This is a genomic window from Pseudomonas sp. DCB_AW, from assembly GCF_026240895.1.
GTDB lineage: Bacteria > Pseudomonadota > Gammaproteobacteria > Pseudomonadales > Pseudomonadaceae > Aquipseudomonas > Aquipseudomonas kermanshahensis.
This window is the reverse complement of the sequence record NZ_JAPFCE010000026.1, coordinates 42,575-66,028: the sequence shown is the minus strand read 5'-3', so window position 1 is coordinate 66,028 and position 23,454 is coordinate 42,575. Positions and strand designations below refer to the sequence as shown.

General features: G+C 63.4%; 20 protein-coding genes, 1 tRNA gene and 2 pseudogenes. 10 read left to right on the top strand and 13 right to left on the bottom strand.

All coding sequences use genetic code 11. From position 1 onward, the window contains the following. Positions 1-127: pseudogene (locus tag OO306_RS15935) on the bottom strand (hypothetical protein); the annotation flags it as partial. Between the two features lie 2 nt (positions 128-129). Continuing rightward, a pseudogene (locus tag OO306_RS15930) lies at positions 130-438 on the bottom strand (hypothetical protein); the annotation flags it as partial. Positions 439-571: 133 nt separating this feature from the next. On the opposite strand from OO306_RS15930, the gene OO306_RS15925 reads away from it, so the two are divergent. The 5 genes from OO306_RS15925 to OO306_RS15905 all read left to right on the top strand — a co-directional run bounded on the left by OO306_RS15925 (position 572) and on the right by OO306_RS15905 (position 4,522). Continuing rightward, a complete protein-coding gene (locus OO306_RS15925) occupies positions 572-1,147 on the top strand; it encodes a DUF2796 domain-containing protein (protein WP_265969303.1) in 576 nt (191 codons plus the stop codon). Next, positions 1,148-1,858: an ATP-binding cassette domain-containing protein gene (locus tag OO306_RS15920; protein WP_265969302.1), complete on the top strand. Its 711-nt coding sequence runs from the start codon at positions 1,148-1,150 to the stop codon at positions 1,856-1,858. Beyond that, positions 1,858-3,123, top strand: coding sequence for an ABC transporter permease (locus OO306_RS15915; protein WP_265969301.1), 1,266 nt, complete (start codon positions 1,858-1,860; stop codon positions 3,121-3,123). Before OO306_RS15920 ends, OO306_RS15915 begins: the two co-directional genes overlap by 1 nt. A gap of 93 nt (positions 3,124-3,216) precedes the next feature. After that, a complete protein-coding gene (locus OO306_RS15910) occupies positions 3,217-3,729 on the top strand; it encodes a DUF3299 domain-containing protein (RefSeq protein WP_265969300.1) in 513 nt (170 codons plus the stop codon). A 109-nt stretch (positions 3,730-3,838) separates the two neighbouring features. Then, entirely contained in the window at positions 3,839-4,522 is a 684-nt protein-coding gene (locus OO306_RS15905; RefSeq protein ID WP_010951793.1) for an OmpW family protein, read from the top strand. Here OO306_RS15905 and OO306_RS15900 read toward each other — a convergent pair. Further along, positions 4,510-5,733 carry an MFS transporter gene (locus OO306_RS15900; RefSeq protein ID WP_265969298.1) on the bottom strand — a complete coding sequence of 408 codons (1,224 nt, stop codon included), beginning with the start codon at positions 5,731-5,733 and terminating at the stop codon, positions 4,510-4,512. The two genes, OO306_RS15905 and OO306_RS15900, sit on opposite strands and share 13 nt — an antisense overlap. Before the next feature lie 98 nt (positions 5,734-5,831). Between OO306_RS15900 and OO306_RS15895 the strand changes: the two genes are divergently transcribed. After that, a complete protein-coding gene (locus tag OO306_RS15895) occupies positions 5,832-6,275 on the top strand; it encodes a helix-turn-helix domain-containing protein (protein ID WP_186682817.1) in 444 nt (147 codons plus the stop codon). A gap of 157 nt (positions 6,276-6,432) precedes the next feature. On the opposite strand, the gene OO306_RS15890 is transcribed toward OO306_RS15895, so the two are convergent. Together OO306_RS15890 and OO306_RS15885 are read right to left on the bottom strand one after the other, a co-directional pair. Beyond that, positions 6,433-7,365, bottom strand: coding sequence for an NAD-dependent epimerase/dehydratase family protein (locus OO306_RS15890; RefSeq protein WP_265969296.1), 933 nt, complete (start codon positions 7,363-7,365; stop codon positions 6,433-6,435). Then, on the bottom strand, positions 7,358-8,242 hold the full coding sequence (locus OO306_RS15885; protein ID WP_033694227.1) for a sugar nucleotide-binding protein: 885 nt from the start codon (positions 8,240-8,242) through the stop codon (positions 7,358-7,360). Before OO306_RS15885 ends, OO306_RS15890 begins: the two co-directional genes overlap by 8 nt. 235 nt (positions 8,243-8,477) lie before the next feature. Between OO306_RS15885 and OO306_RS15880 the strand changes: the two genes are divergently transcribed. Both OO306_RS15880 and OO306_RS15875 read left to right on the top strand, forming a co-directional pair. Further along, a complete protein-coding gene (locus tag OO306_RS15880) occupies positions 8,478-9,539 on the top strand; it encodes a hypothetical protein (RefSeq protein ID WP_265969295.1) in 1,062 nt (353 codons plus the stop codon). 14 nt (positions 9,540-9,553) lie between these two features. Then, positions 9,554-10,372 carry a TSUP family transporter gene (locus OO306_RS15875; protein ID WP_265969294.1) on the top strand — a complete coding sequence of 273 codons (819 nt, stop codon included), beginning with the start codon at positions 9,554-9,556 and terminating at the stop codon, positions 10,370-10,372. 27 nt (positions 10,373-10,399) lie between these two features. Here the strand turns inward: OO306_RS15875 and OO306_RS15870 are convergent, their stop codons facing one another. Further along, on the bottom strand, positions 10,400-11,209 hold the full coding sequence (locus OO306_RS15870; protein ID WP_027594892.1) for a helix-turn-helix transcriptional regulator: 810 nt from the start codon (positions 11,207-11,209) through the stop codon (positions 10,400-10,402). Positions 11,210-11,384: 175 nt separating this feature from the next. On the opposite strand from OO306_RS15870, the gene OO306_RS15865 reads away from it, so the two are divergent. Next, on the top strand, positions 11,385-12,827 hold the full coding sequence (locus tag OO306_RS15865; protein WP_027594891.1) for a sodium:alanine symporter family protein: 1,443 nt from the start codon (positions 11,385-11,387) through the stop codon (positions 12,825-12,827). A 72-nt stretch (positions 12,828-12,899) separates the two neighbouring features. Further along, the gene (locus OO306_RS15860) at positions 12,900-13,889 is read left to right on the top strand and encodes an asparaginase (protein WP_027594890.1); all 990 of its coding nucleotides are present in this window, start codon (positions 12,900-12,902) and stop codon (positions 13,887-13,889) included. 125 nt (positions 13,890-14,014) lie between these two features. On the opposite strand, the gene OO306_RS15855 is transcribed toward OO306_RS15860, so the two are convergent. The 7 genes from OO306_RS15855 to fdnG form a co-directional block, all read right to left on the bottom strand. Continuing rightward, positions 14,015-14,110, bottom strand: a tRNA-Sec gene (locus tag OO306_RS15855). A 6-nt stretch (positions 14,111-14,116) separates the two neighbouring features. Then, positions 14,117-16,039 (bottom strand): selenocysteine-specific translation elongation factor, encoded by a 1,923-nt coding sequence (selB, locus tag OO306_RS15850; protein ID WP_265969292.1) that lies wholly within the window; start codon positions 16,037-16,039, stop codon positions 14,117-14,119. Next, on the bottom strand, positions 16,036-17,463 hold the full coding sequence (selA, locus tag OO306_RS15845; protein WP_265969291.1) for an L-seryl-tRNA(Sec) selenium transferase: 1,428 nt from the start codon (positions 17,461-17,463) through the stop codon (positions 16,036-16,038). Before selA ends, selB begins: the two co-directional genes overlap by 4 nt. A gap of 155 nt (positions 17,464-17,618) precedes the next feature. Beyond that, the gene (gene fdhE, locus OO306_RS15840) at positions 17,619-18,545 is read right to left on the bottom strand and encodes a formate dehydrogenase accessory protein FdhE (RefSeq protein ID WP_265969290.1); all 927 of its coding nucleotides are present in this window, start codon (positions 18,543-18,545) and stop codon (positions 17,619-17,621) included. A 4-nt stretch (positions 18,546-18,549) separates the two neighbouring features. Then, a complete protein-coding gene (locus OO306_RS15835; RefSeq protein ID WP_027594886.1) occupies positions 18,550-19,206 on the bottom strand; it encodes a formate dehydrogenase subunit gamma in 657 nt (218 codons plus the stop codon). Beyond that, complete coding sequence (gene fdxH, locus OO306_RS15830; RefSeq protein WP_027594885.1) at positions 19,203-20,153, bottom strand: formate dehydrogenase subunit beta; 951 nt, start codon at positions 20,151-20,153, stop codon at positions 19,203-19,205. The genes OO306_RS15835 and fdxH overlap by 4 nt, the downstream gene beginning before the upstream one ends. Next, on the bottom strand, positions 20,153-23,221 hold the full coding sequence (gene fdnG, locus OO306_RS15825; RefSeq protein WP_155951438.1) for a formate dehydrogenase-N subunit alpha: 3,069 nt from the start codon (positions 23,219-23,221) through the stop codon (positions 20,153-20,155). The genes fdxH and fdnG overlap by 1 nt, the downstream gene beginning before the upstream one ends. Between the last annotated feature and the right edge of the window lie 233 nt (positions 23,222-23,454).

The window sequence follows — 23,454 nt, the reverse complement described above, 5'->3', positions numbered from 1 at the left end:
CGGTGGGCTGGATGAACTGCCCCTTGGCCAAGTGCGCCGGTAGGTTGGCCGGGCGCTCCAGGCCGCCGGCAACCAGGCGTGCGCCTTCTTCGATGCCGATGCGGATATACCCGGTGACCTTGTCATATCGCCACTTTCCACCTTCACCTCGCTGCTGTGCCGCAACCGCACCAGCAGTCGCTTGCCAGCCGCCGTACTCCCCGCCAGCCCTTCCAGGCGGTCCAGCAACGCTGGCCCATTCATCTGCCCAGCCTGGCGCAGCACGTCGCGCGCTGCGGCCCACTGCCCATCATCTTGCCGCGGCGCTGCTGGCGAGGCGGCCGCCGCTTCGGCGGTAACCGGCACCTCGAGGTGCCGCCCCAACTGCGCCCACTCGGCCGGCTCCAGCTCGACAGTCAGGTCCACGGGCCAGTCACCAATCTGTCCACGAATTCTCACGATGCTTTCCTTGAACGCAGGTCAATGCAGCCATGCTACAGCAACATGAAACCTGCGCCACACAGGCTGGCGGGAGGCGGAAAAATTGTTATAACATTACCAAATCATTCCCAGCCTGCTCCTGGAGTCTTCCATGCGTCGCCTGCTGCTCGCCCTGCCCTTCGCTCTGCTGCCCCTCGCCATGGCCCATGCCCACGATGACCATGACCATGATCACGCCCATGGCACCCTCGGCGCCCATGAGCATGGCGTGGCCAAGCTCAACGCCGTGCTCGATGGCAACACCCTGGAGCTGGAACTGGACAGCCCGGCGATGAACCTGGTCGGTTTCGAGCACGCTGCCAATAGCGATGCCGACAAAGCCAAGGTCGCCGCCGTGCGCCAGCAGCTCGAGCAACCCTTGCAGCTGTTCGGCCTGGCAGCAGCCGCTGGGTGCAAGGACGATGCACAGGAGCTGGAAAGCCCGCTGTTCGGCGATGCCCCGAAAGCCGACGATGATGGCGACGAGCATGAGCACGGCCATGAGCACAGCGACATTGGTGCGCATTACCAACTGACCTGCGCCAACCCGGACAGCCTCACCCAGATCGACCTTGCCCCGCTGTTCAAGGCCTTCCCGGCTACCCAGAAGATCAACGTGCAACTGATCGGCCCTAAAGGTCAGAAAGGCGTTGAAGCGACACCCGCCAAGGCCGCGGTCGCGTTCTGAATGGGCCAGCCGCTGATCGAACTGCATGACCTGGTCTTTGCCTGGCCTGGCCAACCGGCCCTGCTGGATATTCCCGCCTTCCAGCTGGAGGCCGGCGAGGCGTTGTTTCTCAAAGGCCCCAGCGGCAGCGGCAAGACCACGCTGCTGGGCCTGCTGGGCGGCGTGAACCTGCCTGGCCAGGGCCGCATTCGCCTGCTCGGCCACGACCTCAGTGGCCTCGGCCAAGGCGCGCGCGATCGCTTCCGGGTCGACCACACGGGTTACATCTTCCAACAGTTCAACTTGCTGCCGTTTCTGTCGGTGCGCGAGAACGTCGAGCTGCCTTGCCGCTTTTCGCGCAGCCGCGCCACGCGCGCGGTCCAGCGCCATGGCAGTGTCGACCAGGCCGCCGCCACGCTGCTCGCCCACCTGGGCCTGGGCGACCCCGCCCTGCTTGCCCGGCGCGCCGACAGCCTGTCGATCGGCCAGCAACAACGGGTAGCCGCTGCGCGAGCACTGATCGGCCAGCCGGAATTGGTGATCGCCGACGAACCGACCTCGGCCCTCGATGCCGACACCCGCGAAGCCTTCATCCGCCTGTTGTTCGACGAGTGCCGGGCAGCCGGCGCCAGCCTGTTGTTCGTCAGCCATGACCAGAGCCTGGCACCGCTGTTCGACCGTCACCTTTCCCTGGCCGAGCTCAACCGCGCCGCCAAGCCCCGGGAGGCCTGATGTACCTGCTTCGTCTTGCCCTGGCCAGCCTGGCCAACCGCCGTTTCACCGCCTTCCTCACCGCGTTCGCCATTGCCCTGTCGGTGTGCCTGCTGCTGGCCGTAGAGCGCGTGCGCACCGAAGCCCGCGCCAGCTTCGCCAGCACCATCAGCGGTACCGACCTGATCGTCGGCGCCCGCTCGGGCTCGGTGAACCTGCTGCTGTATTCGGTGTTTCGTATCGGCAACGCCACCAACAACATCCGCTGGGACAGCTACCAGCATTACGCCCAGGACCCACGGGTGAAGTGGGCGATCCCTATTTCGCTGGGCGACTCGCACCGCGGCTATCGCGTGATGGGCACCACTGGCGACTACTTCAGCCACTATCAATATGGCCGCAGGCAGCACCTGGAGCTGAGCCAGGGCCGCGCCTTAGCTGACGACCCGTTCGAAGTGGTGCTCGGCGCCGAAGTGGCCGACGCCTTGCACTACACACTGGGCGACAAGCTGGTACTGGCGCATGGCGTTGCGGCGATCAGCCTGGTCAAGCATGACGACAAGCCGTTCACCGTGGTCGGCGTGCTCAAGCGTACGGGCACCCCGGTCGACCGCACCCTGCATATCAGCCTGGGTGGCATGGAGGCGATCCATATCGATTGGCACAACGGCGTGCCCGCCCGCGGTGCCGGGCGCATCAGTGCCGACCAGGCACGTACCATGGACCTGCAACCTGCCGCCATCACCGCGTTCATGCTTGGCCTCAACAGCAAGATCGCCACCTTCAGCCTGCAACGGGAAATCAACGAGTACCGCAACGAACCCTTGCTAGCGATCTTGCCCGGTGTGGCCCTGCAGGAGCTTTGGAGCCTGATGGGCACCGCCGAGCAGGCGCTGTTCGTGGTTTCGCTGTTCGTGGTGCTGACCGGGTTGATTGGCATGCTGACGGCGATTCTCACCAGCCTCAACGAGCGCCGGCGGGAGATGGCGATCTTGCGCTCGGTCGGTGCCCGGCCCTGGCATATCGCCGGGTTGCTGATACTGGAGGCGCTGTCGCTGGCCGTGGTGGGGATCGTCGCCGGGCTAGGCTTGCTGTACGCCGGCATCGCCCTGGCGCAGGGCTATGTGCAGGCCAACTATGGGTTGTTCCTGCCGCTGGCCCTGCCGAGTGCCCATGAATGGACGCTGCTGGCTATTATCCTCGGGGCTGCACTGCTGATGGGCAGCGTGCCGGCCTGGCGTGCCTATCGGCAGTCGCTGGCCGATGGCTTGTCGATCCACCTCTGAGAGCCTGCAATGATCAAAAACCTCATCCCCCTCTTCGCGGGCAAACCTTGTGGAGCACCTGTGGGAGCGGGCTTGCCCGCGAAGAGGCCAGCATTGCAGACACTGCTGGTCCTGCTTCTGACCGTGGCGATGCCATTGTGGGCCGCTGAGCCCCGCGAACTGGACTGGCCCGCCCTCATTCCAGAAGGCGCCCCTGTCATCCCGCCGCAACTGGCTCCGCTGCACGACCTGTCACAGCTGAGCGACGCTCTGGCCGCCGAATCGGCGCCCGCCGCCCGCCAGCAGGCGCCGGATGCCCCGGTGGTGAAAAGCCTGGATGGCCAGCAGATCAAGCTGCCGGGCTACATCGTGCCGCTGGAGGTCAGCGAAGAAGGCCGCACCACCGAGTTCCTCTTGGTGCCCTACTACGGCGCTTGCATCCACGTGCCGCCACCACCCTCGAACCAGATCGTGCACATCTTCAGCGAGATGGGCGTGCGCGTCGAAGACCTGTATCAGCCCTACTGGATCGAGGGAAAGATGCAGGTGAGCGCCTCCAGCAGCGAACTGGCCGACGCCGGATACCAGATGGAAGCCGAGAAAATATACGCTTATGAGCTGAAGTGAGAACTGTTTCGAATTCGTTCCGACGCTTCTTTGAGCTGGGTCAAACTTTCGGTTTAGACGCATCCGTACCATTGGACTACTCAATTACTAATGTCCTCTGGGAGCTTCCATGAACAAGTCCTTGCTCGGCGCCTCGCTTGTGGCCCTTGCGCTCGCCGCCCCTGCCGCCCACGCCTACCAGGCAGGCGATATGATCCTGCGCGCCGGTGCCATCACTACCGCACCGAACGAAAGCAGCGGCGACCTCAAGTTCGACGGCAACAAGGTGTCGGGCACCAAGGCGACCCTGGACAGCGACACCCAGCTGGGCCTGACCTTCGCCTACATGCTCACCGACCACATCGGCCTGGAGCTGCTGGCGGCCACCCCGTTCAAGCACACCGTGGGCGTCAAGGGCCTGGGCGGCGGCCTGGACGGCAAGCTGGCCGACATCAAGCAACTGCCACCGACCCTGTCGCTGCAGTACTACCCGATGGAGCCGAACTCCCGCTTCCAGCCGTATGCCGGTGTGGGCATCAACTACACCCTGTTCTTCGATGAAGACCTGAGCAGCGCGCGTAAAGAACAAGGCTTCAGCAACCTGAAGCTGCAGGATTCGGTCGGCATCGCTGGCCAACTGGGCATGGACTACATGCTCACCGACAACCTGCTGGTCAACGCCTCGGTCTGGTACGTCGACATCGACACCAAGGCCAGCGTCAACGGCCCGACCGCGCTGGGCTACAGCAAGACCAAGGTCGACGTCGACGTCGACCCGTGGGTCTACATGGTCGGCCTTGGCTACAAGTTCTGATCCCTGGCAGGGAGGGCGGCCGTTGCCGCGCTCCCTGTTCTTGCCCCCAGCCAGCAACCCAAGGCTGTCGCACTGATCCCCGCCCCCAGCCCGCACACCGCCGCCCACCCCCATCGGGCAAAGACCCAGGTCGCCAGCACCGCGCCCAATCCGCTACCCAGTGAATAGCAACACATGTAGGCGCCAATCAGGCGGCTCGCCTGTGCGCTGCGCCCGGCCAGCAACAGGCTCTGATTGGTGACATGCACGGCCTGCACCGCAAAATCGAGCAACACCACCCCCACTAGAAACGCCAGCAGCGAATGCTCGACGAACGCCGTCGGCAGCCACGACACCGTCAGTACCGCCAGGGCGAACCCGGTGGTGCGCTCGCCGCGGCCTTGATCGGCCAACCGGCCGGCCCGGGAAGCAGCAACCGCGCCTGCCACGCCGGCCAGGCCAATCAGGCCGATCTGGGTGTGGCTGAGCGCCAAGGGCGAAGCGCTCAGCGGCAGCACCATCGCGCTCCACAGCACGCTGAAGGCGGCAAAGATCAACAGGCCGTATAACCCGCGTCGGCGCAGGGCAGGGTCTTCCTTGAACAACGCCCAAAGCGAGCCCGTCAATGCCAGGTAACCGAGGCGCTGCGCCGCCGGCCGGGCACCCGGCATGCCGCGCCAGAGCAGGCAGGCCATCAGCATCAGTACCCCAGCGGCGGCAAAATAGACGACACGCCAGCCCGCCATGTCTGCGACGAAGCCAGACACCAGCCGCGCCAGCAGAATGCCCAGCACCACCCCGCTGGTGACCGTGCCCACCGCCTGCCCCTGCTGTGCGGGGGTGGCCAGGGTGGCGGCATGCGCCACCATCACCTGCACCATGACGGCCATCAACCCGACCAGCGCCAGCGCCATCAGCAGCACCGCCCAGTCCCAGGCCATGCCTACCGCCAACAGGGCCAGGGCCGAAACCCACAACTGGCCGACGATCAGGCGCTTGCGGTCGATCAGGTCGCCTAGCGGCACGATCAGTAGCAAGCCCAGCGCATAACCGGCCTGGGTGGCGCCGACCACCCAGCCTATGCGCTGCTGCCCTACCCCCAGGTCCCGTGCCATGGACTCGAGCAAGGGCTGGGCGATGTACACCGTGGCCACTGCAATGCCGCAGGTGAGGGCCAGTAACAGGGTCATCGCACGGGTCAGGCGGGGTTGTGTAGCGTTCGGGGTGTGCATGGCGTATCCCTTCAATCTGGTTTCAAATTAAAACCACATATGGATTTCTAGCAAATGTGGTTTTAATCTGCAACCAGAACCCTTGAGAGAGCCGCACGATGCTCGACGAAACGAACGGACAATGCCCGGTAGCCCGGGCCCTTGAAGTATTGGGTGATCGCTGGGCGCTGATGATCCTGCGCGACGCCTTCGATGGCTTGCGCCGCTTCAGTGAGTTTCAGAAGAACCTCGGGCTGGCCAAGAACATCCTGGCCTCGAGGCTCAAGTTATTGGTGGAGAGTGGGCTGTTGGCGTTGCAGCCGGCATCGGATGGCAGTGCCTACAAAGAGTATGTGCTGACCGAAAAAGGGCGTTCGGTGTTTCCGTTGGTGATCGCCTTGCGCCAATGGGGGGAGCAGTTCTTGTTCGAGGCGGGAGAAACGCGATCGGCGTTGCTGGACCGCGCCACAGGGGAAACGCTCGAGACCCTGCAAGTGCGTGCTCGGGATGGGCGGGTGTTGGGGCCTGATGATTGTCAGCGCACGGTGGTGCAGCACGGTTGAGCCCGGCGCCACGTGGCTGGCAAGCCAAGACTCCTGTAGGAGCAGCCTTGTGCTGCGAAGAGGCCGGTGGCAGCAGTGAAAATCTACTGTGTTGCCACCGGCCTCTTCGCAGCGCAAGGCTGCTCCTACAGGACGGCGTGCGTTGCCGAGCCTGCGGTCAGGGCTTGCCGAGCAAGCGGGACAAGCCTTCGACCAATGGCGTTGGCGCCGGGAAATCGAAGCGCGTCAGCAAGCGCTGGTTATCCGCCCGCGAATGGCGAATGTCGCCCGAGCGGGCTGGGCCATAGCTGATCGCTGGCAAGCTGCCGATTACCTTTTCCAGGGCCGTCAACAGCTGGTTGAGCGAAGTCGCCTGGTTCAGGCCGATGTTCACCGCGCCCTCCTCGACCTGCTGCTGCTCCAACGCCTGAATCATCACGTGCACCAGGTCCCCTACATAAAGGAAATCCCGGGTCTGCTCACCATCCCCGAACACCGTGATCGGCAGCCCTTGGGTGGCACGCTCGCTGAAGATGCTGATCACGCCCGAATACGGCGAGGAAGGGTCCTGGCGCGGGCCGAAGATATTGAAGAAGCGGAACACCACCGGCTCCAGACCATGCTGGCGGCGGTAGAAATCCAGGTACTGCTCGCTGGCCAGCTTATCCACAGCGTAAGGGGTCAACGGCGCTTTCGGTGTTTCTTCAGCAATCGACTCGCCTTCGCCGTTGTTGCCATACACCGCAGCACTGGAGGCGAACAGCACCCGACGCACGCCGTGCAGGCGCATGGCTTCGCAGACATTCAGGGTGCCGATGAAATTGCTCTGGTGAGTCTTTACCGGATCCTCGACCGAAGCCTGCACCGACGCCACGGCCGCCAGGTGCACCACCGCAGCGCAACCAGCGGCCGCACGGCTGACCAACCCGGCATCGGCGACATCGCCTTCGATCAGTTCCAACCGTGGGTGGGAAATCTGCAGGTTATCCCGCTTGCCAGTGGACAGGTCGTCGAGAATGCGTACGGCGTAACCTTTGGCCAACAGCGCATCGCACAGGTGAGAGCCGATGAAGCCGGCACCGCCGGTGATCAGGATGGGGGCATCAGCCATGGCGGTAGAAACGGTCCAGTAGGGGCGGCAGGCCGGCGCGCCAGGCGCGGGGCTTGATACCGAAGGTGTGAAGGATTTTCTTGCAGGCCAGCACGGCGTGCTGGGGCTCTTCGCTGGCGTCCGGCCGGGCGGCATGGGCCTGTGGCGTGGGCGCCTGCACCGCCAGCTGACGGTACTGGCCAGCCTCGGTCAAAATCGCCTGCCCCAGCGCCAGTGGCGTGGTCGCTTCGTTGCCGGCGTAATGGTAGGTGCCCCACAGCGGCGCGCTGCAATCGAGCTGCTTGAGCACCGACAGGATCACCCGGGCAGCGTCATCGACCGGCGTCGGGTTGCCGCGGCGGTCATCTGCCAGCAGCAATTCCTGGGGTTGTTCGGCGCGGGTCAGGAAACGGCCCAGTGCACCGTCGACGCTTTCATCGAGCAGCCAGCCAAAGCGCAGCAGCACATGTTGCGGGCACGCCGCCCGCACGCTCTGCTCGATGCGCCACAGGGCCTGGCCACGCAGGCCGAGCGGCACCGGTTCGTCTTTCTCGCTGTAGGCCGTGGCCCGCGACCCGTCGAAAACCCGGTAGCTCGAAGGCTGCACCAAGGTGATCTGGTGGTGCTGGCACAACTCTGCCAGCCGCTCCACCGCCCGCTCTTGCTGAGCCAGGCGTTGTTCGCTGACCGACTCGGCCTGGAACCAGTCGAAGTAATAGGCCAGGTTGACCAAGGCATTGGGGCGGTGATCGTCGAGCAGCTGAGTGAGGCTGGCCGGGTCCCAGCCGTTCTCCGGCGGGCGCGGTGCCAGGAATGCAATGTCCTCTTCAGCCCCGAGACGAATCAGCGCTTGCCCGAGGGCATTGCCACCACCCAACAGCATTAGGCGCATACGCATAGAGTCAGCAGATCCGGAGAGGTTGATTGAGGGAAAGGGGTCATTTTGCGGTTTCCGGGCGGGGAAGTCCAACCCTAGGCTGGGATGAACTTGCACAGCCCATTCCTACCACTGCATGAGAAATGCCCTACACAGCGCATGAGCCTGGTCCTGCATCACAACTGAAAAAAGCCTGGCTCAATAACCCACAGCCCAACAAACATACCGACTATCCCTACATACAAGGAAAAAAACAATGACAGGAAGTTATTACCAACCTTTACCTGAAATCCTGCATTTGCGCTTTCAGAAAAAGCAGGCGCGATTGCTGAGCAAGTTATCACTGAAGCTATCTGCACTGGGAGGCCCGGACGCTAAGGGTGTGGCGGCAGTATCCAAAGACTTCGCAAAGCGCTTGGAACATACGCTGCACACGGGCCAGCGAAATTTAATCAGCGCTTTCGCAGGCGGGAAAATCAGTGCGATCGAGTTTTCCTGCATGCAATCTCCACTACCTGATCCAATACCTGACTCACTTCCAGCGATGAGCAAAATGCTTAAAGACCCCATCGTTCTGTACCTCGCTTCACGCAACCAGATTCTTCTCGGCCTTGTTGGCTTCCGCTCATTCGCTTTCGACATTGACAATGGCGGGATGCAAGTGCGGCTAGTGGGTAATTTCAAAGGAGGGGGCCAAATTGCCCTAGTAGATGAAGATGAAAGTCAGGATGCAGAGTTGAGTTCTCATGCAGGTGTTGGCTTAGGTTTACATACTGAGCCGCCCTACTACTGCTCGGTCTTATCTCAAGCCGCCCACTCCCCTGCTCCGAGCGCATTGATTCTGACCGCCAGATGGAATCCAAAGGACGAGCCGACACGCCTCACGCCCGTTCGAAATATCGTCGAAAAACTCAACAGCCTAGACGCTCTGGCCCTCACATCAGAATCATTTTGCTTTACACGTAGCGACTGTTTTGAAAAAGATGAAAACTATTCCGCTGCTGCCAATTCTATTCTGCAATTCGATCAGCAGAGTGATTTCACCTTGCGTTATAGCAGTTATCGTTATTCCCTGCATCATGAGGCCTGTGAGCCTGCGCAGCGAGCCTATCGATCATTCAAGCGACTTGTTGAGAGCGCCACGCCCCATTTTTTCTCATTACATTCTGACTCGGCGCTGCTGATCAACAACAGCCAGACGCTCCACGCACGTGAAATTATCCAAGATAACCGGCGCCTATTGGTACGCTTGTTTGCATACTCGCCCGAGGCTCAGCCTTTGATTCTTCAAGAAGACCCTCTTGTCGTTCGCGGCTAAAAAGGAGGCACCGAGTGGAAGTTGAAGTTTCTACACTGATAATTCTCGCGGTTGTCGCATTGCTCGCTGGTTTTTTTGATGCCATTGCAGGGGGCGGGGGAATGCTAACGCTGCCCGCGCTGTTCATCGCAGGCATTGACCCACTGGCTGCAATGGCCACCAACAAACTGCAAGCGTCGTCGGCAAGCGTTTCTGCAGTGTGGGCATTTGCACGCAAGCGCATGATTGATTGGCGAGCTGGCATGCCCATGGCCATTCTGTCATTTGCAGGCGGTGCGGCGGGCGCATTATCGATCAGCCTGCTCGACAGAGCATTTCTGCAAGCATGCGTACCTGTCTTGTTGATCGCAGTCGCTGGCTACTTCGCACTCAGCCCCAAGCTCAACGAGCAAGAACGCAAACGTAGAGTATCGACAGCCTGCTTCGCGGCAACGATTGTGCCGCTGATCGGTTTCTATGATGGGATCTTTGGCCCAGGCACCGGCTCATTCTTCATGGTTGCGTTCACTGTATTGCTCGGGCAGAACATCTTGCAGGCGGTATGCAACAGCAAGTTGCTCAACGCATCCTGCAACCTGGGAGCACTATCGGTGTTCGTGCTGAGTGACTCGATCATCTGGCACTTGGCACTGACAATGGCAGCATGCGCCATCATCGGTGCACAAGCAGGCGCGCGCTGCGCGCTGCACTTCGGGCCACGCCTGATCAAACCCTTGCTGATTACAGTGTGCTGCCTGATGGCAACCAAGCTCCTGCTCAGCGATAACAACCCAATCGGAGAATGGGTCAGGCAATGCTGGATACAGCTCATCAGTCCAGGGCAGGTGTATTAAATGTTGCTTTAAGTAGCGAGCGAGAGGTTACTCGATCTCGAACAAGCCATTACTCAACGGCCCCACACTCAACCGCTCGCGCACGTCGTCATCGATACGCGGGTCATCCGGCCGGTACAGCTTGACCTGGCGATAGGCATTGATGCGGTTGATCTCTTCGCCCAGGTACTCCCACACCACACGGGTGCAGGCCGGGTTGCGTCGGTCACCGCTGGAAACGCCGGTCTTCAGGCCGTTCAGGCGGGTGATGCGGCTCTTGAAGCTGGGGATGAGGATGGTCTGGCTCATCTCGTTAAGGGTCAGCGACTCGTAGTCGATCAGGAACATCCGGTCCTGCAACTGGAACGCCGCGCCCAAGTAGCGGCAACGCACCTCGGCATGCAGGTCGGTGGCACTGCTGCGCTCCTGACGCTCCTGGCGCTCGAACAGGAAGCGGCCGCGCTCTTCACGCAGGTGCACCAGCGATAGCAGGATCGATCCCGGTACCGACATGCAGTTGGAGTACTCGAAGTAATAGCCGCAGTAGCGCGACAGGTTGCCCGCGTGCTCGTGCAAGGGGCGGAACAACTCGCTGATCGGGTCGCTTGGCTGTTCCGCCACCGCCGACACACGGGCGCCGATCAGCCGAGCGAACTGCTCGGGTGGCTGATTCAGCTCGTAATCCTCGACACCGAAGAAATCGCCGATGCGTTTGAGGTTGAAAGCCGTCGGACGGCTCTGGCCGCTGAGGTACTTGTTGAACTGCGCGCGGTTGATCGACAGCTGTCGGCAAACTTCCGAGATAGAGCGGTAGTGGCTGCAGGCCAGTTTGAGGTTGGTAGCGAAATGATCGCTCATGTTCAGAATCCAGGTGACGCGAATGGCGCAAGTTTAGCATCAAGTCGCATCAAGTCAGAGCAACCCGCGAAATTGTAACCACTCTTGTCATAGCCAAACATGCGCCCCAACGATAGCGGTGCGCCTGCCGTCCGCTGGTCATTCCACACGAAGAATAAGAATCGAGGTCATTTTAATGCTCGAAGTACTCAACGATTTCCTTTCAGGGAAACTCCTCATCGTGTTGATCGTCGGTCTCGGCGGTTACTTCACCATCCGCTCGCGGTTCGTCCAGTTCCGCCATTTTGCCCACATGTTCGGTGTGTTCAAGGAATCGCTGCGTGGCCAGGCAGGCCAGCTGAGCTCCTTCCAGGCCCTGATGCTGAGCCTCGCCGGCCGCGTTGGCGCCGGTAACATCGCCGGTGTTGGCATTGCCGTGACCCTGGGCGGCCCAGGCGCGGTCTTCTGGATGTGGGTCACCGCGCTGGTGGGCATGTCCAGCAGCTTCTTCGAATGCACGCTGGCCCAGGTCTACAAACGCGCAGATGGTGACGGCCTGTACCGTGGTGGCCCGGCCTACTACATCCAGCACGGCCTGAAGCGCAAGAACATGGCCATCGTGTTCTCGATCCTGCTGCTGGTCACCTACGGCTTCGCCTTCATTGGCCTGCAGTCGTACACCGTGACCCACTCGCTGCAGAACGCCTTTGCCTTCGACCCTAAGCACACCGGTATCGTCCTGGCCGTGCTGCTGGCCATCACCTTCCTCGGTGGCATCAAGCGCATCGCCGCCGTGTCTGACCTGTTGGTACCGGTCAAGACGCTGGCCTACATCGGCGTGACGCTGTACGTGATCGGCACCCAGATCGAGCACGTGCCAGCCATGCTGGAAACCATCTTCAAGAGCGCCTTCGGCCTCGACCCTGCGTTCGGCGGCCTGCTGGGCAGTGCCATCGTCATGGGCGTGAAGCGTGGCGTATTCGCCAACGAAGCAGGCCTGGGCAGTGCGCCCAACGTCGCTGCCGTGGCGGCCGTGAAGCACCCGGGCGCGCAAGGCGTGGTCCAGGCGTTCAGCGTATTCCTCGACACCTTCGTGATCTGCACCTGCACCGCGCTGCTGATCCTGCTGTCGGGCTTCTACACCCCAGGCTTCGAAGGTGACGGCATCGTCCTGACCCAAAACTCGCTGGCCGCCGTGGTCGGTGACTGGGGGCGCCTGTTCGTCAGCGTCGCGCTGTCGCTGTTCGTCTTCACCTGCATCCTCTACAACTACTACTTGGGCGAAAACAGCCTGCAGTTCCTGACCCGCAACCGTGCCGTGCTGATGCTGTTCCGCGGCCTGGTGCTGGCTCTGGTGGTGTGGGGTTCGATGCAGGACCTGTCGACCGTGTTCGCCTTCGCCGACATCACCATGACCTGCCTGGCCTTCGTCAACCTGGTCGCCCTGGCCCTGCTGTTCAAGGTCGGCCTGCGGGTGATGCGCGACTACGATGATCAGCGCAAGGCTGGCATCAAGCAGCCAGTGTTCGATTCGGCCAAGTTTGCCGACCTAGACCTGGACCGCAATGCCTGGCCTGCCAATACGCAGGCCGAAACAGCCGCTGACAAAGCCGTGGGCCAAGCCCAGCTTCAGCGCTGATATCCTGCCCTGCCCAGCCGCCCCACCTGCGGGCGGCTTTTCTTTCTCCGCTTACCGCCTCGGATGATCTCCATGCGCGCAGTAAAGAATCTTCTCGTCCTCTACACCGGCGGCACCATCGGCATGCTCGAAACCCCAGAAGGCCTGGCGCCAGCGGGTGGTTTCGAGGCGCGGATGCGCGAGCATTTCGCCCAGATGGCCGATGCACCCCAGCTGCACTGGACACTGCAGGAAATGAACCCGCTGCTCGACAGCGCCAACATGCAGCAGCACAACTGGCTGGCCATGCGCGATGCCATCGTCGAGGCGGTGGACGTTGCCGGCCATGATGCGGTGCTGGTCCTGCATGGCACCGACACCCTGGCTCACAGCGCCGCGGCGTTGTCGTTCCTGCTGCTTGGCTTGCCGGTGCCGGTGCTGTTGACCGGCTCGATGTTGCCGGCCGGTGCACCGGGCAGCGATGCCTGGGACAACCTGTGCGGCGCGCTGCGCCAGTTCGAACAAGGCCTGGAAAACGGCGTGCAGCTGTACTTCCACGGGCAGTTGCTGCACGGCTGCCGGGCCTCGAAACTGCGCAGCGAGGCCTTCGATGCCTTTGCCGCGCTGCCGCGCCATCGCGACGGTGAGCGTGCCACCACCCTGCCCGCCGAGCTTGGCTACCAGCACCCGCGCCAGCCGGTCAACCTGGCGGTGATGCCGGTGTTCCCTGGCTTGCAGGCCGGGCATCTGCGGGCAGTGCTCGACAGCGGCGTGCAAGGTTTACTGCTGGAGTGCTACGGCAGCGGCACAGGGCCCTCGGATGACCAGGCATTGCTGGACGTACTGCAAGCGGCGCGTCAGCGGGGTGTGGTGCTGGTTGCGATCAGCCAGTGCCCAGAAGGGTCGGTGGTGTTCGATACCTATGCGGCGGGTAACCGCCTGCGTGGCGCTGGCCTGGTCAGTGGCGGCGGCATGACCCGTGAGGCAGCGTTGGGCAAACTGTTTGCGCTGCTGGGGGCTGGGTTGGGTGCAGAAGCTGCTGAGCAGTGGTTTGCGCTGGATCTGTGTGGAGAGCGGGCTTAAGCGTCACGCTTTCGGGCCTCTTCGCGGGTAAACCCGCTCCTACAGGTACTGCACACGTCTCAAGAACTGTAAAGCCCCTGTGGGAGCGGGTTTACCCGCGAAGCGGCCCTAAAGGGAGAAGTTAATGGCGGAAGGCAGCGGGAGTCGAACCTGCCCGGGAACGGCTGCCGTCCCCAACCGGGTTTGAAGCCCGGCCGCGCCACCGGGCGCGATTGCCTTCCTTGAACTCAGTGCCTGGCCTGCTGTTGGGCCAGGGCGCTGTCGGCGCGGATGTAACGCTGGTCGGCCACCCGGCGAGTCAGGCCGATGCGGTCGAAATACTCAAGAATCTGCACACTGCGCTTGCGACCGATGCCCAACATATCGCGAAACGCAGCCACCTGCACTACCGGCGCGTCACTCACCTGGGCAAGCAGCAGCGCGGCCATGCGCTGTACCGTCGCTGCCGGGTAGAACAGGTCCCGCACCACCTGGTGCACCAGGCCCAGCCTGGCCAGCTTGCGCATCAGCAAGCGCACATCCGTTTCGGCGCAGCCCAATTCACTGGCCAGCGTCCGCACCCACGGCGGGTCGTACTGCCCTTCCAGCAAGCGGGGTTCCAACCGCGCCCATAGCGCGTTATCGGCCTCACTCAATTGCACCTTGTGATCGGGCAGGTGCAACCACGGGCCGCTGCTGGCAACCTGCCCCTCATCAAGCAATTCATCCAGCAGGCTGACAAACGCCGGACGCTCCAGCGGCAAGGCAGCAAAGCGCCGTAAACGGTCGCGGTCCGGGCCGAGCTGGTCGGGCTCCTGCTGATGAAACAGTGCCAGCCGCTCCAGCACCTGCTGCTTCAACACCCCCCACGTCGCACGGGCAAATAGCAGCGGCCCCTGGCGCGTGGCAATCACCAGAACATTCGCGGGCAACTGCCAGCTCGCACGCAGGCGGTTGAACTGCCGCTCCAGCCGCTGCGGGTCGAGCCCTGCGGGCGCGGCATCCAACAAGGCGGGTAATGCTTGCTCCAGGCCCTCGGCATCACGCAGCACCTGCAACTGGCGCAGCCGCGCCTCGCTTCGACGCTGCCGACTGGGCGCAAACGGGTCAAGCACCCACCCGCCCCCCAGCGTGCGCTGGGCGCGCTGGTCGCGCAGCACCAGCCGGTCGCCATGCACGGCCTGCAGCGGCGCGTTGAGTAGCAACTGGGCAAACATGCGCTGGCCGGCCAGCAGTACCTCACCTTCGAGCAGCGCCACGCGGGCGGTCACATCCTGAGTGCCGAGGTGGACGTGCACAGCGCTGAAGTGCTCGAGCGGGCGGGTTTCCCCCGCCAGCAACGTCAGCTCGATATCGATCCGAACGCTGGGTGCGTGCAGCCATTCGGGCACCAGCCAGTCACCCCGGTGCACCTGTTCGACGGCCAACCGTTCGGCAGCGATGTTCAGCGCCACCCGCTGGCCCGCTTCGGCCATCAGCGCGGCCTGGCTCTGGGCATGCAGGCCGCGCACCCGCACGGGTTTGCCAGCCTTGCCCAACAACAGGGTGTCGCCCGCACTGACCTGGCCGGCCAATGCCGTGCCGGTGACCACCACGCCGGCGCCAGACACCGCGAAGGCGCGGTCGATGGCCAGGCGAAAACCGCCGCGCACACTGCGCTGCCGCACCCGCCCTTGCGCCTGCAGCAGTGCCTGGCGCAATGCCTCCACACCCTCGCCCGTGATGCTCGACAGGGCAAACTGCGAGGCCCCCACATACGGCCCCGGCGCCAGCAGCGCGGCGATCTGCGCGTGCACTTCGGCCAGGCGAGCCGGCGCTACCCGGTCGCATTTGCTGACCGCCACTAACGCCTGAGGAATGCCCAGCAACTCGATGATCGCCAGGTGCTCGCGGGTTTGCGGCATGACGCCGTCGTCCGCAGCCACCACCAGCAACACCAGGTCGATGCCGTGCGCCCCTGCCAGCATGTTGTGGATAAAGCGCTCATGGCCCGGCACATCGATGAAACCGGTCAGTGGCGCACCTTCGGCCAGTGCGGCATAGCGATAGCCGAGGTCGATGGTCATGCCGCGCTCGCGTTCTTCCTGACGGTGGTCGCCAGCCTGCCCGGTCAAGGCCTGCAGCAGCGCCGTCTTGCCGTGGTCGATATGGCCAGCGGTACCGACGATCACTGCACCGGCCCCAGTTGCAGGGCAGGCAGCTGCGCCAGCCACTGGGCTTCATCGTCCAACTGGCGCAGGTCGAGCCACAGCGCATCGTCGTCGATACGCCCCAGCACCGGCACCGGTAACTCGCGCAAGGCGCGCTCCAGCACATGCAGGCTGCGCCCGCGCAGCTTCTTCGACACCTGCGGGCGCAGGCACAGCGCGGCGCTGGGCAGGCGCGCCACCGGCTGGCTGCCGCTGCCGATCATGCCCAGTGCCGGCTCCACACTGACCGCCCATTGCCCATCGAGGCGGGCTTTGAGTTCGGGCGCCAGGCGCTCGGCCTGGGCCTGGATCTCGGCCTGGCTGCGGGTCAGCAGGCGCAGGCTGGGCAGGCGCTCGGCCAGCCGGTCCGGGTTGCGGTACAGCGCCAGCACCGCTTCAAGGGCGGCGAGGGTGATCTTGTCGACGCGCAGCGCACGTTTGAGGGGGTTCTTCTTGATCTTGGCGATCAGGTCCTTGCGCCCGACGATGATCCCGGCTTGTGGCCCGCCAAGCAGCTTGTCGCCGCTGAAGGTGACGATATCGGCGCCATCTGCCAGTGCCTGGCGCACGGTCGGTTCGGCGGGCAGGCCCCAGCGGGTAAGGTCAAGCAAACTGCCGCTGCCCAGGTCTTCGAGCAGCGGCAGTGCATGTTGATGGGCAATGCGCGCCAGCTCGCCGGTAGGCACCTGGGTCGTGAAGCCCTGGATGCTGTAGTTGCTGCAGTGCACGCGCATCAGCAGGCCGGTGCGCGGGCCGATGGCGGCCTCGTAGTCGCGCGCATGGGTACGGTTGGTGGTCCCGATCTCGTGCAGCCGTACGCCTGCACGGGCCATGATGTCGGGGATACGAAAGGCCCCGCCGATCTCGATCAGCTCGCCTCGGGAGATAATGCCCTCCTTGCGTGCGCCCAGGCTGTTCAGCGCCAGCAGCACCGCTGCGGCATTGTTGTTGACCACGGTGACGGCTTCGGCACCGGTCAATTCGCGGATCAGGCCTTCGATCAGGTCGTCACGGTCGCCGCGCTTGCCGGTGGCCAGGTCGAACTCAAGGTTGAGCGGGTAACGGGCGGCGGTCTGCATGGCGTCGATGGCCTCTTCCGGCAACAGGGCGCGGCCGAGGTTGGTGTGCAGCACGGTGCCGGTGAGGTTGAACACCCGGCGGACCTGGCTGCGTTGCTGGGTAGCCAGGCGCTCGCCAGTGCGGCCGAGCAGTACCTCTGCGGCCAACTCGGCAGCGCTGAGTTGGCCCAGATGGGCGGGCTCGCGCAGGTCATCGAGCAGTTGGCGCAGGGTGGCGAGTACAGCGTCGCGGCCGTGGCGGTCGATCAGCGGGAGGCAGGCCGGATGACGCAGGAGGGTGTCGATGGAAGGCAGGCGTGGGGTGTCGTTGGCGAGGCTTGAAGACATCAGGTACTACCTTCAGCTGATCCGTTGTCTGTTCTGGCCCTTTCGCGGGGCAAGCCCGCTCCCACAGAGAACTTGCTGGTTCCGAATACAGCGAAGTACCTGTGGGAGCGGGCTTGCCCCGCGAAGGGCGCGACTCGATCTTGCAGTGTAGACATTCACCCGCCACCCGGCGCCAGCAGCAGGTTTGGCGCCAGGCGATGAAACCCTTCCTCATCCAGCCGGATATCCAGCGCCAGGCTGGCCAGGTCATCGGCCAGCGGCTCGGCAGCAGCATCGTTTTCCAGATAATGCTGCTTCAGGTAGGTGTTGCACCCCGGGCAACACTCAGCCTGCAACGGTGCCTTGCCCGGCGCATGGCGATCATCCTCCAAGCTGGTATAGCGCAGGTCCTTGCTCGACTCGCAGTACACGCACTTGACCCGCACCACATGCCACTCGCAGGCACACAACGAGCAGGCCAGGTAACGCAGACCGTTATGCTTGCCCCGGTTACGCACCACACCGGCCAACGCCGGCGACCCGCAGGCCGGGCACTGGGCCAGGCTGCCAGCCGGCTTGAGTTCGCAAGCCGGCAGCGCCAGCAGCCAATAGGACCAGGCGGCTTGCAGCGCCGCGCCCAGAAACGGCACAAACGCGGCCGGCACGGCATCGAACTGCCCTGCCAGCAACGCGATGCCCCAGCCCTTGCGCCGGCCGTCGTCACTGTTGCGCAGTGCCTGCAGCGCTTCAGCCAACGGCCCTTTGGCCACTTCACCAAACTGATTAAGCAACGCCTGCAGCCAGACCAGCCACGGCCCTTCGCGCACCAGGCTGTCGGCTGCCAGCGGCGGCAGCCCATGACTTATGCACAGGCGCTGGCGGTCTTCGGCCACAGGCAAAGCACCAGGCGGGTTATCCACAAGCCACTGCTGGATGTGGCACAGCCGCGCGATCAGCCACAGGTAATCGCCAAGGGCATTACCTTCAGCGAGCAGCTCCAGCCGCTCGGCACGCAGGGCGAACAAGCCCTTGGGTGGCAGGTGCAAAAAGGGTGGCGCCACCGCCGACGCCTCGATCTGCCCGGGTACGAGTATCGTACTCATGTACTCATCCTTCTTTACGTCCGTGATCACCTGGCTGCTTGTCGCCGGTCACCTCGCGGTACCACAGCTCATGATGTTTGCGGGCCCAGGCGCGGCTGACCCAGCCATGCAGCATGGCGCCAATGGAGCCCTTGATCCAGATACCGGCGTAGATGTGCACAATGATGCTAAGGATGAGCACAAAACCCGCCAGCGCATGCAGCAAGGTAGCCAGGCGAATGGAGCCGATATCGAAGAAATGGCTGAAGTACGCGCGCCAGATGACCACACCGCTCAGCAACAGCACCAGCATGCACAGCAGCAGCGTCCAGAACAGCAGCTTCTGCCCGGCGTTGTACTTGCCAATGGGCGGCACGCCGTCTTCACGGTTGACCATCACCCGGTCGATGCGGCGCAGCCACAGGCGGTCGTTGGCGGTGATGAAGTTGGCGCGCCAGAAACGCACCACCAGGCCGAGGAAGAACACGAACATGGCCACGCCCATGAACGGGTGCAGGATGCGTGTCCACGGCCCACCGCCAAACAGGTGGCTTAGCCAGAACAGGGCCGGATGGAACAGCGCCAGCCCAGACAGCCCGGCCATGAAAAACAGAATGGCAACGATCCAGTGGTTGGTCCGCTCGTTGGCGTTGTAACGCAGGATAGGCTTGTTGTGGTTCATGGCCGTTGCTCCCCTTGCCCACCGGGCTGCTTCGGATCGTACACATGCACCGCAGGGTCCACCTGGTGCACGCTGTCATCAGGCGGCGTGGGGTGCTCGTCCTCTTCGACCCGCTGCGGGCCAACCCGCACATAGTGGAAGAACCCAGCCAGCACCGCCGCGCCCATGGCCAGCAGCGCCAGCGGCTTGGTGAAGCCTTTCCACAAGCCTACCAGCGGGCTGATCACCGGCTGGTCCGGCAGGCCGGCGTACAGCCGAGGGGTGTCGGCATGGTGCAACACGTACATCACGTGGGTGCCACCGACGCCGTCCGGGTCGTACAGCCCGGCGTTGTCGTAGCCACGTGACTTGAGGTCGACGATGCGCTCGGCGGCATGCACCTTCATCTCGTCCTTGCTGCCGAAAACGATCGCCCCGGTCGGGCAGGTTTTCACGCAGGCCGGCTCCAGCCCCACGCTGACCCGGTCGGAACACAGCGTGCACTTGTACGCCTTGTGGTCCTTCTGCGATATGCGCGGGATGTTGAACGGGCAGCCGGTGATGCAGTAGCCGCAACCGATGCAGTGGTCCTGGTTGAAATCGACGATACCGTTGGCGTGCTTGATGATCGCCCCCGGGCTCGGGCAGGCTTTCAGGCAACCGGGGTCGGCGCAGTGCATGCAGCCATCCTTGCGGATCAGCCACTCCAGGTTGCCGTCGTCGCGCTCGTGCTCGGTGAAGCGCATCAGGGTCCAGGTCTCGGCCGTGAGGTCCTGGGGGTTGTCATAGGTGCCGTGGTTGTGGCCAACCTCGTCACGCAGCTCGTTCCACTCCGAACAGGCCACCTGGCAGGCCTTGCAGCCGATGCATTTGGTGGTGTCGATCAGCTTGGCGACTTCCTCCTGCTGGCGTACCGAAGGCGGCACGGTGGTGGTGGCCGAGCGGGCGATGATGTCTTGGCTGGCCATCAGAGTTTCTCCACTTTGACGAGGAACGACTTGGACTCCGGCGTCTGGGTGTTGCCATCACCCAGGAACGGCACCAGGGTGTTGGTCAGGTAGCCGTGCCGGGTCGCCCCGGTGAAGCCCCAGTGCAACGGGATGCCGATCTGGTGCACGGTCTGGTTGTTGACCTGCAGCGGGCGAATCCGCTTGGTCACCACCGCCACCGCGTCGATATGCCCGCGCTTGCTAGACACCCGCACCCGGTCACCTGCCTTGATGCCCTTCTCGTTCGCCAGCACCTCGCCGATCTCGACGAACTGCTCGGGCTGGGCGATCGCGTTGAGCCGGCAATGCTTGCTCCAGAAGTGGAAGTGCTCAGTCAGCCGGTAGGTGGTCGCCGCGTAAGGGAATTCATCATGGGTGCCGAGGCTGTCCCACACCGAATCGAAGATGCGCCCGGCCGGGTTGCTGGTGGCCTTCTTGTTCTGCGGGTGCAGTGGGTTGATGCCGATCGGCGTTTCGAACGGCTCGTAGTGCTCGGGGAACGGGCCTTCGGCCATCTTGTCGATGGCAAAGAACCGCGCCACGCCCTCGGGGTTCATGATGAACGGGTTCATCCCGGCTTCCGGTGGCGAGTCGACCTTGAAGTCGGGCACATCGGTACCGGTCCAGGCTTTGCCGTTCCACCACACCAGGCGTTTTTTCTCTGGGTCCCATGGCTTGCCTTGCGGGTCGCTGGAGGCACGGTTGTAGAGAATGCGGCGGTTGGCAGGCCAGGCCCAGGCCCAGTTCTGCACCTGGTGCATGCCGTACGGGTCGCTGTTGTCGCGGCGTGCCATCTGGTTGCCTTGCTCGGTCCAGCAGCCGGCGAAAATCCAGCAACCCGAAGCGGTACTGCCGTCGTCCTTGAGCTGGCCGAAGCCCGACAACTGTTGCCCACCCTTGAGCACCGCGCCGGTCGGGTCGGTGACGTCGGTTACCGCCCACCCGTTCATTTCCTTGGCCAGCTCCTCCGGGGACGGCTCTTCAGGGACCTTGTACGGCCAGCTGATGTTCATCAGCGCATCGGGGTAAGCGCCGCCCTCAGCCTGGTAGCGTTGGCGCAGGCGCAAGAACAGCTCGCTCATGATGTGCACATCGGTGCGGGTCTGGCCCGGGCCGTCGGCACCTTTCCAGTGCCATTGCAGCCAGCGGCTGCTGTTGACCAGCGAGCCGTCCTCCTCGGCAAAACAAGTGGTGGGCAGGCGGATCACTTCGGTCTGGATATTGGCCGTGTCGACGTCGTTGAACGGCCCGGCATTACGCCAGAACTCCGAGGTTTCGGTGGCCAGCGGGTCCATGATCACCAGCCACTTGAGCTTACCTAGCGCGGCGGTGACACGGTTCTTGTCCGGCAACGCGGCAATCGGGTTGAAGCCTTGGCAGATGTAGCCGTTGACCTTGCCCTGGCCCATCATCTCGAACATGCGCAGCACGTCGTAGGCCGGCACATCGAGCTTGGGTAGCCAGTCGTAGCCCCAGTTGTTTTCCGCCGTGGCATTGGCGCCATACCAGGCCTTCATCAGGCTGACATGGAACTTGCCGTAATTCTGCCAGTAGGACAGCTGCCCAGGGCGCAGCGGCTTGGAAGCACGTTTGTCGATGAACGCGGCGTAGTCTTGCTCGGCATCACCGGCCAGGGTCAGGTAACCCGGCAGCGAGTTGGACAGCAGGCCGAGGTCGGTCAGGCCTTGGATATTGGAGTGCCCACGCAAGGCGTTGACCCCACCACCCGGCATGCCGACGTTACCCAACAACAGCTGCACCATCGCCGCACTGCGGATGATCTGCGCGCCGATCGAGTGCTGGGTCCAGCCCAGAGCGTAGAGAATCGTCATGGTCTTGCCCGGTACCGAGCAGGTGGCGATCTCTTCCCAGATTTTCATCATGGCGTCCTGCGGCATGCCACAGGTCATGCTGGCCAGCTCCGGGGTGTAGCGGCTGTAGTGCTGCTTCATCAGCTGGAACACACAACGCGGGTGCTGCAAGGTCGGGTCGACATTGGCAAAGCCGTCCTCACCCAGCTCGTAGCCCCAACCGGACTTGTCGGCGTACACGCGCTTGGCCGCGTCGTAGCCGCTGAACAGCCCGTCCTCGAAGCCATAGCCTTCTTTGACGATGAACGACACGTCGGTGTAGTTGCGCACGTATTCGTGCTGGATCTTGTCGGTGCTCAGCAGGTAATTGATCAGCCCGCCCATGAAGGCGATGTCGCTGCCGGTGCGGATGGGCGCGTAGTAGTCCGCCACCGAGGCGGTACGGGTAAACCGCGGGTCGACCACGATCAGCCGCGCCTTGTTGTGCGCCTTGGCTTCGGTCACCCACTTGAAGCCGCACGGATGCGCTTCTGCTGCGTTGCCCCCCATCACCAGGACCAGATTCGCGTTGGCGATATCGGACCAATGGTTGGTCATGGCACCACGGCCGTACGTCGGGGCAAGACTTGCCACCGTCGGGCCATGTCAGACACGTGCTTGGTTATCGAACCCCAGCATGCCTGTTGCACGAACAACCTTGTGGGTCAGGTAGCCGGCCTCGCTGGAGGCGGCTGAGGCGGCGAGAAAACCGGTGGTAAGCCAGCGGTTGACGGTTTGCCCCTGGGCGTTCTTCTCGATGAAGTTGGCATCGCGGTCCTGCTTCATCAGGTCGGCGACGCGGTCGAGCGCCTCGTCCCACTCCACCCGCACCCACTCCTTGCTGCCCGGCTTGCGCACCTCGGGGTACTGCAGGCGGCTTGGGCTGTGGATAAAGTCCAGAAGGCCCGCGCCTTTTGGGCACAGGGTGCCGCGGTTGACCGGGTGGTCGGCGTCACCTTCGATATGGATGATGTTCTGTTTGACGTTCTTGCCCGCATCACCCTGGCTGTACATGATCAGGCCGCAGCCGACCGAGCAGTAGGGGCAGGTGTTGCGGGTCTCTTTGGTGTGCGCCAGCTTGAAGTGACGCACCTGCTCGGCGAAGGCCGGCGTCGGGGCCATGCCCAACGCCGCCAGGCTCGAGCCTCCAAGGCCGACAGCGGCGACCTTGAAGAACTGCCGACGGTTGAGGTCCATCGTGCACTCCTGATCAGGTGGTGGACGCGCGGAACATGGCCGGCGCCTCTTGGTAGTCACGGTGGCGGGTTTTTGATGGCCGCCGATAGGTAAGAATAGTCAAGAATCGGGAAGGTGCTATGACAGGGGGTGCTCCTCTCAACATCTTCAGCGCCTGTGAGATCGTGCGCCGCCCGCGCGGCGCTTCGCGGGGCAAGCCCGCTCCCACATCTGTTTCGGGCCAATTATTCCTG